7 protein-coding genes are annotated in these 11,420 nt (G+C 38.7%); 4 read left to right on the forward strand and 3 right to left on the reverse strand.

The features are described from left to right. Positions 1 to 81 precede the first annotated feature (81 nt). Positions 82 to 2,562, forward strand: coding sequence for a hybrid sensor histidine kinase/response regulator (locus tag B9A18_RS09045; protein ID WP_084288956.1), 2,481 nt, complete (start codon positions 82 to 84; stop codon positions 2,560 to 2,562). Positions 2,563 to 2,567: 5 nt separating this feature from the next. Here B9A18_RS09045 and B9A18_RS09050 read toward each other — a convergent pair whose 3' ends face one another. Both B9A18_RS09050 and B9A18_RS09055 read right to left on the reverse strand, forming a co-directional pair. Further along, on the reverse strand, positions 2,568 to 3,896 hold the full coding sequence (locus B9A18_RS09050) for a sigma-54-dependent transcriptional regulator (RefSeq protein WP_084288957.1): 1,329 nt from the start codon (positions 3,894 to 3,896) through the stop codon (positions 2,568 to 2,570). 98 nt (positions 3,897 to 3,994) lie between these two features. Next, positions 3,995 to 4,306 carry a hypothetical protein gene (locus B9A18_RS09055; RefSeq protein WP_084288958.1) on the reverse strand — a complete coding sequence of 104 codons (312 nt, stop codon included), beginning with the start codon at positions 4,304 to 4,306 and terminating at the stop codon, positions 3,995 to 3,997. Between the two features lie 220 nt (positions 4,307 to 4,526). On the opposite strand from B9A18_RS09055, the gene B9A18_RS09060 reads away from it, so the two are divergent. From B9A18_RS09060 to B9A18_RS09070, 3 genes are all read left to right on the forward strand, one after another. Further along, positions 4,527 to 4,964, forward strand: a complete 438-nt coding sequence (locus tag B9A18_RS09060; protein ID WP_084288959.1) for an RrF2 family transcriptional regulator — start codon at positions 4,527 to 4,529, stop codon at positions 4,962 to 4,964. A 657-nt stretch (positions 4,965 to 5,621) separates the two neighbouring features. Then, positions 5,622 to 6,896 (forward strand): group II intron reverse transcriptase/maturase, encoded by a 1,275-nt coding sequence (ltrA, locus tag B9A18_RS09065; RefSeq protein WP_200816336.1) that lies wholly within the window; start codon positions 5,622 to 5,624, stop codon positions 6,894 to 6,896. A 163-nt stretch (positions 6,897 to 7,059) separates the two neighbouring features. Continuing rightward, the gene (locus tag B9A18_RS09070; RefSeq protein ID WP_394335621.1) at positions 7,060 to 8,646 is read left to right on the forward strand and encodes a S8 family peptidase; all 1,587 of its coding nucleotides are present in this window, start codon (positions 7,060 to 7,062) and stop codon (positions 8,644 to 8,646) included. Between the two features lie 65 nt (positions 8,647 to 8,711). Here B9A18_RS09070 and B9A18_RS09075 read toward each other — a convergent pair whose 3' ends face one another. After that, positions 8,712 to 11,255, reverse strand: a complete 2,544-nt coding sequence (locus B9A18_RS09075; RefSeq protein ID WP_084288960.1) for an NACHT domain-containing protein — start codon at positions 11,253 to 11,255, stop codon at positions 8,712 to 8,714. Positions 11,256 to 11,420: the final 165 nt, after the last annotated feature.

Below are 11,420 nucleotides of genomic sequence, written 5' to 3' on the forward strand. Positions count from 1 at the left end.
AATTCATTTTTAGCATACTTTTTGTTTTTATAAGCAAGGAGGCATTAAAACCCGGTTATTGCCGTTTTATAAATAGCAACAATGAATAACGTATCCGAAAGTAGATTCTTTAAAGCCATAAAAGGAAAGATTATTATCGCTTTACTATTGGCCTGCTTTGCGCTTTTTATGGCCTGGAGCGTAAGCAAATCTGCCTTTAAGGAGATGTTAGGTACAGTAGAGAATATAACTGCACCAAGTGAACGGTTGAGGGTCGTAAATGCCATATCCAGAAAAATCGGAAGTCTTGATCAGTTACAAAAAAAACAGGCATTTAATGATCCCGGTAATTATAGCGAACTATTTAAGGAGTCGGGGCAATTGCGTCGGGTATTGGATACTTTAGCCGGATTATATGTAAATGACTCTATACAACTAGCCAGGATTTTAACCATAAAAAAACTGCTAAGCGAAAGGGATAAGCAGTTTATAAATTACCTTAGAGTAAGAGAGCGTCTGGTAAACAACAGATCCTTTTCCGATCAGGTAAAAAACCTGAGTGCAATAGTAGCCAGAGGGGCTGAACAAGCCGATAGTACGATTGTTGCCACTGAGCAAAAATTGTCGACCACCACCATTTACCCTACAGAAGAGCGACCAAAAGGTTTTTTTGGTAAGTTATTCGGTAGGAAAAGAACGAACGAAGAAGACAAATCCTTCAAAATCGTAAATGAAGAAAAGGTAAAAAGAGATACCATCGCCTTATCGGCTGAAGACCGGATGTCCAGAAGCCTGGAAAAATCATTAAAGGTAATTGAACAGGAGCAGCGGATTAAAAATGAAAGTTTCTTAACCAGGGAAGCCATTTTAACAGATGCCAATAATCGGTTGGTTAGTCAGATGCTTGATGTGCTCAGGAAAGTAGAAAGTGAAGTGGTGGCACAGATTGAGTTAAATGGTATTCAAGCAAAAAACGTGGTGAATACCGGCATCAGTACCATCAGTATTATTATGCTGGTATTTTTCTTTTTAACGGTATTGCTACTCTATTTCATTTTAACAGACATTACCCGCAGTAACAAGTACCGTGCTGAACTGGAAAAAGCCAAAGACGAAGCAGAGTATCATGGGATGGCTAAGCAAAGGTTTCTTTCTAATATGAGCCATGAGATCAGAACGCCCCTGCAGTCTATTATTGGATACTCCGAAATCATCAGAAAGCAGGAACATCCTCAAAAAAAGGATATTGAGGCAATATATCAATCTTCAGAGCATTTGTTACAGATTGTTAATGAGGTATTGGATTATAACCGTATTATTTCGGGCAAGTTCACCTTTTCCGACAAGGCATTTGATATGGCTAAACTTTTAAACGAAGTGGTTTCTGTAATGCGTGCCCAGGCCGAAAATAAATCACTTAAGCTGGTTGCCGAATTTGATCTCCCGGAGCTAAAGTACATGGAAGGTGATCCCTTTAGATTGAAGCAGATTTTGTACAATCTTTTAGGTAATGCGATCAAATTTACCACAAAAGGAGAGGTAACACTTTCTGCATTTTACAAAAAACAGGGCGATCGCTTTCATTTTACTTTTATGGTGAAAGATACCGGAATTGGGCTGACCGAAGTCGAAAGCCAGCAGATATTTAACGAGTTTGAGCAGGTCAATACCCTGGAGAATGAAGAGATAAATAAGGCCGGAGCAGGCTTGGGGCTGACAATTGTTAAATCGCTAATTGAAGAGCAGGGGGGAAGGATATATGTAAAAAGTAAAAAAGGTGAGGGTAGTGTTTTTACAGTTTACCTCACATTTAAAGCAGCCTTAGCGCCCCAGGATGAAAGTCCTGTCATTGTTCCGGATCTATCTAGTGTAAAGGCTTGGGTAGTTGATGACGATAAACTAATTCTTGATCTGTGTGAAATCATCTTTCAAAAACACGGGATTGATGCAAAGTTATTTAACTCCCCTGCTCAATTGCTGGCAACCGATTGGGACAAGGCAGTAAAGTACATCCTCATGGATATGCGTATGCCTGAAATGAATGGAATAACACTCTGTAGATTATTAAGAGAAAGACTGGGGGATGAAGTAAAGATCTTTGCGATTACCGCTCAGGTTTTACCCGATGAACGCGAGTTTCTCTTAAATAATGGGTTCGATGGATTGGTGATGAAGCCTTTTAAAGAAGAAGAACTTTTATCCGTGTTTAGTCAGGTCCGGTATAAAGAGGAGGATCATGATGAGGATCAAGAGGAGGTGGAGCTGGATTTGACCGGCCTAAAGAAAATGACGTTTGACGATGAAGAACAGTTACAGCGTATACTTATAAGATTTAGAGCCGATAGTTTAAACGACAGTGGTGAAATTCAGGAGGCGATGATTCAAAATGATCAGGCTTCATTGAGGTTGCTTATGCACAGGGTGGCAGGAAGAATAGCCCAGATCGGTGCAAAAAAGCTGGCTTCGGCGTTTAGGTTAATGGAAATGCAACTGGCATCCGAAGGCTTAGATGAACATAAAAAGTACGGCATTAACACATTGCTCAAACAGCTGGACTTGCTATTAGCGCAACTTAAAAAATAAAAGGTTTATTCAATATCGTAACGTTCCATTTTGCTGTACAACGTTTTCCTGTCAATATTTAGCAGTTTTGCAGCTTTGGATTTATTGTATTTGACTTTAACCAGCGTTTCAATAATCATGGCCTTTTCGTTTACCTCATTAATAGCTTTAAGGTCTGATGTGCTGGTTCGGGGTGCCTGGTTAACAGAAATAATCATTTCTTCAGGAAGGGAATCTATCGCTGCGGTATCAGAAGAGGTTAATAAAACCATTCGCTTTATTACATTTTTTAATTCTCTAAGATTACCGGGCCAGTCGTACTGCAGCAAAAGGTCTTTGGCTTCTGCCGAGATGTGCTGCACGTTACGGTTCAGTTCCTCATTAGATAGTTTTATGAAATGGTTAATAAAGAGTTCAATGTCCTTTCCTCTTTCTCTTAACGCAGGTAGTTGGATTTTAAATTCATTTAGGCGGTGATAAAGATCTTCTCTAAATGATCCATTTGCAACACTCGTTTTAAGGTCGTCATTCGTAGCTGTAATAATTCTTACATTGACCTTAATCGTTTTGGTACTGCCAACTGGTTGGATAACCCGCTCCTGAAGCGCACGAAGCATTTTAACCTGAACTTCATAGCTTAAATTACCTACCTCATCTAAAAATAAGGTGCCCCCGTTTGCGGCTTCAAACTGACCTTTTTTATCAGTTAAAGCACCGGTAAAGGCTCCTTTCGAGTGACCAAATAATTCGCTTGCGGCAAGATCTTTTGATAATGCACCACAATCAATAGCCACAAATGGCTTATTACTTCGGTTACTTTGCATGTGTAATGATCTGGCGGCATATTCCTTACCCGTACCACTTTCTCCTTGTATAATGACCGACATGTCGGTCGGAGCTACCAGGTTAATGTGTTCGTAAAGTTTATCAGCAATAGCACTTTTTCCTTTTATCGCATCAGCATGCTCAACGGATGGTTCGGATTTATCTTTTCCTTTTTTACCCAGTGCATCTTTTATAAGCATGAGTAGCTCATCTGGGTTAACAGGCTTTGTAATGTAATCGAAAGCACCGAGCTGTATGGATTTAACAGCTGTTCTCACATCATTAAAACTGGTCATGATAATCACCGGTTGTACTAATCCTTTCTCAAGTACATGCGATAGAATATCTAACCCTGTGCCATCCGGTAAGCGATAGTCGATGAGTAACAAGTCAAATTTTTCCTGATCTGTTATCTTGAAAGCTTTTTTCACATCATTTACAACAGATGGTTCATGGCCATTTTTTGCAAGAAAGCCTTCCAGTACCTGTGAGAAAGTCGAGTCGTCTTCAATGATGAGTATTTTTGCCATAGGGATTTCGCTTCAGAATATAGCAAAAATACGAAAGCCGGAACAAATCCGGCTTTCGTAAGGTGTTAAAAATTGTTATTTATTAAGGGATATATAGATTATTCAATTATCACACCATCTTTTCCTACTTTCAATGAAGCAGTTTCTTCTTGTTTTTTAACGTCAATTTGATAATATTCGGATTTATCTGCTTTTGTTACCAAAAACGATGCAGTTGGAATCCATTCTTTATACTTGTCAGATGATAGGGTCTTTTTAACAGCATCTGGTAGGTCTTTCAATTCAACCGGCGTTTTTGTTACGCTATCTTGAAGTGTGCTAATTACAACTGGAACTTTGATTTCGCTTGCTTTTACTGTGGTTAATCCTGCAAATGCCAGGAACGCTGCTGATAAAATGATCTTTTTCATAATTATAATTTTTAAATTTTATTCTAATTAGTTACGATAAGGTATAGTACAGAATAGTGCCAAAAATGGTTTTTATTTGTATTTATCTTTTAATCAGCTATTTATGAGTTTTATTGCTTTTGAAAATTGTAGCATTATTCCACAATGTGTAGAGAGATGAATCATTCTCAAACTTTAGGATCTGTTACAAATACGTAAATCTTTTCTTAGCTTTGCTAGTATGCTGTCTAAGAAAACGAAATATGCAATAAAGGCACTGGTTGCTCTTGGTAAGAACAGAGAAAATCCTCCTATGCAAATAGTAAGGCTGGCAGAGCAAGAAATGATTCCAAGGAAGTTCCTGGAGCAGATTCTGCTGGATATGCGTAATGCAGGCTATTTATATAGTAAGAAAGGTGCAGGGGGGGGATATAGCTTGAATAAGGATCCAAAGGATATTTATTTGGCTGATATACTTCGTATAACTGACGGACCAATAGCAATGGTTCCATGCGCCAGTTTAAAATTTTACCGTAAATGTGATGAATGTCACGATGAAGTGACATGTGGCATCAGAAAAACATTTATTGATGTCAGGGATGCTACATTAAAAGTATTGGCACAGACTTCAATAGCCGACGTTATTGCCAGAGAGACCGACGATACCGTTGTGAGTTAATAGGACTTACGTTTATGTACTCGGATGTTGAATTAATTTAAGCATCACGACCATATCTTTTTAAACCAGGACTTGTCCTGGTTTTTTTGTTGTGTGCCAGGCATGGCAATCGACTATAGGGTGTGAATCCCGAACACGCTTAGCAGTAGGAAGTGTTAGCTAAAGACAAGGGTGTCGTGGGTGACTGCGAATCTGAAGGAAGTCGGCGGCAAATATGGGAGCCCACGAAGAGGAACTGTATATAAGGCGGGATAGTGTGGATGATGTTGCAATACAAACAGAAGTCCAATACTGCAAGGATACTATTACGTAGATACAGGGGCTACATCCATAGAAAGTAGATTGTCTTACCCTGGGAGATCTGAATACAATCTGTCAAATACATGCGCGAATGTAAGCGAGGAAACATTTTCCGGAGACGGATTATGGGGTATTCAGAAGTCAGCCGAAGTCGTAGTACCGCAAGAATGGGAAGGACTAAATGTTAGGATGGCAAAGGAAACATAAAGTTTATGGTAAAGCGTTTACAGCGGAAACACATTAGAGAACTGCTTGCATGAGGGTAGGACAGAATCCGAGAGTAAAATGCAAGAGGAGCTGAGCCTAGCCGTGCAACCAATGTGCACAATGCCTGGGAAGGAGTTTTTTTTTAGTAGTATGCTTGAAGAAATATTAGACATCCGAAATGTACAAAGAGCCTTTAGGCAGGTTACTGCCAATAAGGGTGCCGGAGGTATTGATGGTATGCAGACCGATGAACTTCGTGACTACCTGAATGCAAACTGGCAAACATTAAGATCTGATATCTTGGAAGGCAGTTATCGTCCACATGCTGTTAGGAAGGTAGAAATACCCAAAAGTGATGGAGGGAGAAGGATGTTGGGTATCCCCACTGTCATTGACCGATTAATTCAGCAATCCATCTCACAATGGCTCAGTCCAAAGTATGAGGGGGACTTTTCATCGAACAGTTACGGATTCCGACCGAAACGTAATGCCCATCAGGCTGTACTTAAGGCGCAGGAATACCTCGATTCAGGTTATATCTGGATTGTAGAACTGGACTTAGATAAATTCTTTGACCGGGTTAATCACGACAAACTTATGAGCCTTCTGTCATTGAAGATAAAGGATAAACGAACATTGAAGCTTATCCGCTCTTATCTGAGTAGTGGTATCATGGAAAATGGACTGGTTACCCCAAGAAGAGAAGGAACGCCGCAAGGCAGCCCTCTGAGTCCTCTTTTATCAAACATCATTTTGGATGAACTTGACTCTACACTCGAAGAGCGTGGGCATCGTTTTGTTAGATACGCAGACGACTGTAGTATCTACGTTCGAAGCAGTAAGTCAGCCCATAGGGTGATGAATAAGATTGCTGTCTATCTGGAAGAAGGTCTAAAACTGAAGGTAAACCGGGAAAAGAGCAAAGTGAGTACTCCTACGCAAAGTAGGTTACTTGGTTTCTCATTCTATAGTCGTGATAAGAGATGGAAGGTGCGAATTGCACCCAAATCGTTGTTGCGTATTAAGGAGACAATCAGGAAACATACAATGCGTAGTAAGCCAGTGCCACTAACTTCAAGGATATTGAAACTCGGAGCCATAATTCATGGTTGGGTGAATTACTTCTCGCTTGCGGAAGCTAAAAGCCATATGATAGGACTCGATGAGCTAACAAGAAAGAGACTGAGAATGATTTTGTGGAAGCAGTGGAAAGTTAGTCGAGGTAGGGAACGTAATCTGATAAAGTTGGGCATTGCGAAAAGTAAAGCCTTCCAATTGGCTAATACCAGAAAGGCTTACTGTAGAGTAGCGAATAGCCCAATCTTGCTTACCACCCTAAACAAAGCATACTTTTCAAAACTTGGTTTTGAAGGATTCGCCAACTACTATTATTGGAAAACAACACACCAAACGAAGTTATTCTAACAAACCGCCGTATACCGAACGGTACGTACGGTGGTGTGAGAGGACAGATAGGGAAGTAATCCCTATCTTCCTACTCGATTCTGGTGATATTGACATGTAGGGCCTTACCATGTTGGTGTCAAATTTGATTAACTTTGAACAAATTTTGAAAACTATGAATAAGATGAACAAGAATTTTTTCTGCAATAGGGGAGTGTATGTTGCGTTACTAGCAGCTATGCCTTTTGTGTCATTTGCACAGAAACCTAACTGGCAGAACCTTGATTTGAAAGCAGATTCTACATTCGGTATAAGTACAGAGAAAGCTTATAATGAACTATTAAAAGGTAAGAAATCTGTGCCGGTTATCGTTGCGGTCCTTGATGGCGGTGTAGATATTCAGCACGAAGATTTAAAGTCTGTATTATGGGTAAATAAAAAAGAAAAAGCTGGCAACGGTAAAGATGATGATAAGAATGGTTATATCGACGACGTAAATGGCTGGAACTTTTTAGGTTCATCAAAAGGATCTATAAACTACGAAACTTTGGAACTTACCCGTTTGGTGAGAAGAGACAATGCTAAATTTGCGAATGCAGATGCCACCTCGGTAAAAGCAAACGAGCTTCCTGCTTTTGAAACTTATCAAAAAAACAAAACTGAATTAGATCAGGAATTAGCTGAGGCTAAGACTGGTTTAGAACGCTTTTCAGGTATAAAAAATGCAATTGATGCAGTAGTGAAAAAGATTGGTAAAGAAAAGCCTACACGTGAGGATTTTCAAGCTTTTAAACCTGCTGATGAGATGGAAACCAATATTCAAAGAATTATGGTTGCTCAGTTAAAAAATGCAAGTTTTGAGGAATTTTATAACAGTCAGATTGTTCCTGGATATGATCATTACAAAAACCAGGTTGAGTATAACCTGAATGTTGACTACGATCCGCGTGGTATCGTTGGTGATGATCCTAACAACAGTAAAGAGCGTTTTTATGGTAACAATGACGTAGCTGGACCTGATGCAAAGCATGGTTCTCACGTAGGTGGAATTATCGGTGCTGCACGTACCAATAATCTTGGTATTCAAGGTGTAGCTGATAATGTATTGATTATGGGCGTAAGAAACACACCAAATGGTGATGAGCGCGATAAAGATGTTGCTAATGGTATTCGTTATGCAGTTGATAATGGTGCTAAAGTAATCAACATGAGCTTTGGGAAATCATTTTCATGGGACAAAGCAATCGTTGATGAGGCTGTAAAGTATGCAGTTTCTAAAGACGTATTACTTATCCATGCTGCAGGTAATGACAATAAAGATCTTGAAGTAGATTCAAACTTTCCTAGCCCTGACTATATCGGTGGTGGTAAGGCGGCTACATGGATCACTGTAGGTGCTTCAAGCTGGACTAACGATGATAAGATTAAAGCTAATTTCTCTAACTACGGTAAAACTAAAGTTGACGTTTTTGCACCGGGTGTTGACATCAACTCAACAGTGCCAGGATCAAAATATGAGAAGTTAAGCGGAACGAGTATGGCTGCTCCTGTTGTAGCTGGTTTAGCGGCACTTATTCGCTCTTACTATCCTAAATTAACTGCTGTTCAGGTTAAAGATATCATTCTTAAATCGGTAGTTAAAGTTAACCAGTCTGTACAGATTAAAACTGATACGGATACTAAAACAGTTCCTTTCTCAGAGTTAAGCGTTACAGGTGGTATCGTTAATGCATACGATGCTTTAAAACTAGCTGCTGAATACAAAAAATAGGCCCTAGCTTTAGTTTATTAGGCAAAAAGAAGCCTGTATCATGATGATGATACAGGCTTCTTTTTTTAGCGACGTTTTATGAAAGACGCTCTTGGTGAAAAGAACATGCCACTGGAAATGTTGTTCTCATCCATCATGCAAAGTCGCTCGTATTTATATTCGTTCACTTTAGGGATATTGTTCATACGCGAATAAATGGCTATGATTAGATTATACATCATGATGCCATTTAAATTCAGCTTATATTTCTTGAAAAGGTGTATACACTCGTCGCAATATTCGCAGGCTTTTTCATATTCCCCTTTGTTTCTATGCTGATAGGCCCGTGTCATTTTTAATATTAAAGCCGAGTATTGGGTCGTTTTGTATCGGTCCCTGGTCTCGTGAAGACGAATAAGAATCCTTTCCAGCTGATCTGTCTTCTTAGAGGAATTCATTCTTGATTTGGAAAGCCCCATTAAATTAAGGATAAATATGGAGAATTCCGATCTCTTTGAAAAATCTTTAGGGTGAAGATTGATAATTGTATCTATGATCTTGACGGAACTATTGTCTGACCCATAAAGTAAATTGAGTACGATAACCAATAAATAGGTAATTCCTTGCTGGGTGTTTAATTCCCTGTTATGATCTAAAAATGGGTACTCTGAGCGTTGTATGCAGCTGATTAGGGGATTGTCCACTATCGGCGCATTTGTGATTTTCGCATAAATGAGTTGTGTAGCTTCCCGCGGATCGATCAGCCAACCGGTGGCATTCAGATCATTCAGCTTTTCCAATCTCATTTTTATTCTTTCCTCATTCATACTCAGGATATCAATCATTGCAAGTAAGGACTGATAAATCAAAGTATGCTCCTCTGAATCTGAAAGATCAGCCAGTACTTCAATTGCTTCTTTATAATTGGAATCAACGAAGTCAAAATGGATCAGCTCTTCAATAATTCGATCATGTAATTTATACTCTCTTAACAGGTTTATGGTATCTGCACTATATTTTGATCTGTATTTTAAATTTTCAGCAATAAAAAGAATTAAATAATTATGCTCAAGATGATCGAACTGTAAATCAAACAACCTGAGTAAGGCTTTTAAATCTCCTATCCTGACGATAAAACGGACAGTCCATTGCAGTAGCTGGAAACGCGTGTTATTATTGTGATACTCCTCATGTATATGTTGGAAAAAATGCGTGTCTAATTGTAAGTGGAACTTTTCAAGGAGTTCAATAAATAGAAAATATTCGAAGATATGGGTATGAATAAACCGCACAAACTCCCGTGGATGGTAGTCCTGGTAATGTTTCTCTTCCATAATTATGCCATCAGAAACAAGTTCCATATAAGCATTTTTAAATGCCGATAGTTCGTTGATCAGGCTATCCTTAGGAACAGCGTTTCCGGTTTTTCCATAAGATGTAAGTTGGATTATTCTTTTTAGGAAAAGGATTTTTTCTGTGTAATAATTTGAGCGGTAAATGTTCTCCTGAATAAACCTCGATATCAGTTCGTGGAAAGTAATGTTTGTTGAATAATTGAAGAGCGGATCTTCCTCACGCAATTGATGGTATAGTTCAATATGGAAAGGGAACTTCAACTGATTTTTAAGCTTAGGGTTTATTTCCCTGATATTGATGCCATCTATTTTTGAAATGATTAAATCAACTTCCTTTTCTGTAAGCGGTGGGACATTGGAAACTTCATTCTGGTTAAAGTAGTTCCCCATAAACCACTTACTTTTTAAGTAGGCCGAATGCCTGATCTTCTCGTAAAATCTGATCCAGGCTGTACTGCGCATGCTCATCACAAGTTTTATGGCCTTTACATGTTCTATCGAACATATAAAGCTGATGATGCCATCGAACAATTGCTTTTTTAAATCATTTTTATGCGCCAGCTCTGAGAAACCGTCTAAGAAGATAATGAATTTTCCATTTGACTGCTTGCAATTTTCACTGATATAATTTACCAGACTTTCCTTTTTGGAAATATTTAGTAATGACTTTAGCTGGTCCTCAAAATTGAGTGCAACATTTTCTGAATTGAAAAAGTTTGAGGCCTGTACAAATAGTACAGTGGAATCCTTATAGGCAGAGACATTGCTTATCAGCCTTTCTGCTAAGTGACTAAGTAAGATTGTTTTTCCGTATCCGGGCTGCGAAATGAAAGCTGTGAAGCTGAAATCGCTTTTATAAAAAACATCAAAATCATGTTCGGCAAATTTCCTGCTGATGGTCATTTGATAAGGCATACTTGAACGGTTCTTAATTCCTTTCAATGTGAAATCTGTGACCTTGGAAATTTTAAATTTTACATCCGACCAGTTTGCCGGAATGATATGTTTGTTGGAAACATGGGCATGAACGGGCCAGTTCTCCGGGTTCTCGCCATTTACATATTCTGACAGCGTCGTAATCGTAAAATTGGAAAAGTTGTGTTTTGCCTCAGCAAAGCCAAATAACCTTTTGATGGTTGTCTCACTAACGTTCTTGTTTAATGATCTGCTAATCTCTATCGATATCCTTTTGCAATCAGATGGCGTAATTGTTCTAATTCCTGTCTTAATTAGAATCAAACGCTTGAGTTCATTTAAGATAGCCGTTTCGTCCATACACTTTATAAGTGAGCGTTAAAAAATTCAACTAAACGAATATAATGCTTTAAAGGTAATAATGAACGTAAATTATTTAAGGAAAAAAATGAATAAAGAAAATTGGAATGGGACAAAAACTTGTCTGCCAATCTTTTAAAGCGGGGTAGGAAGTCTACTTGAAGT

It is taken from the genome of Pedobacter nyackensis, from assembly GCF_900176505.1.
In the GTDB taxonomy this organism is placed as follows: Bacteria; Bacteroidota; Bacteroidia; order Sphingobacteriales; family Sphingobacteriaceae; genus Pedobacter; species Pedobacter nyackensis.

Coding starts and splice junctions, on each gene's coding strand:
- B9A18_RS09060 (WP_084288959.1), top strand. CDS start 4,527: ATGCTGTCTAAGAAAACGAAATATGCAATAAAGGCACTGGTTGCTCTT.
- ltrA (WP_200816336.1), top strand. CDS start 5,622: ATGCTTGAAGAAATATTAGACATCCGAAATGTACAAAGAGCCTTTAGG.
- B9A18_RS09055 (WP_084288958.1), bottom strand. CDS start 4,306: ATGAAAAAGATCATTTTATCAGCAGCGTTCCTGGCATTTGCAGGATTA.
- B9A18_RS09075 (WP_084288960.1), bottom strand. CDS start 11,255: ATGGACGAAACGGCTATCTTAAATGAACTCAAGCGTTTGATTCTAATT.
- B9A18_RS09050 (WP_084288957.1), bottom strand. CDS start 3,896: ATGGCAAAAATACTCATCATTGAAGACGACTCGACTTTCTCACAGGTA.
- B9A18_RS09070 (WP_394335621.1), top strand. CDS start 7,060: ATGAACAAGAATTTTTTCTGCAATAGGGGAGTGTATGTTGCGTTACTA.
- B9A18_RS09045 (WP_084288956.1), top strand. CDS start 82: ATGAATAACGTATCCGAAAGTAGATTCTTTAAAGCCATAAAAGGAAAG.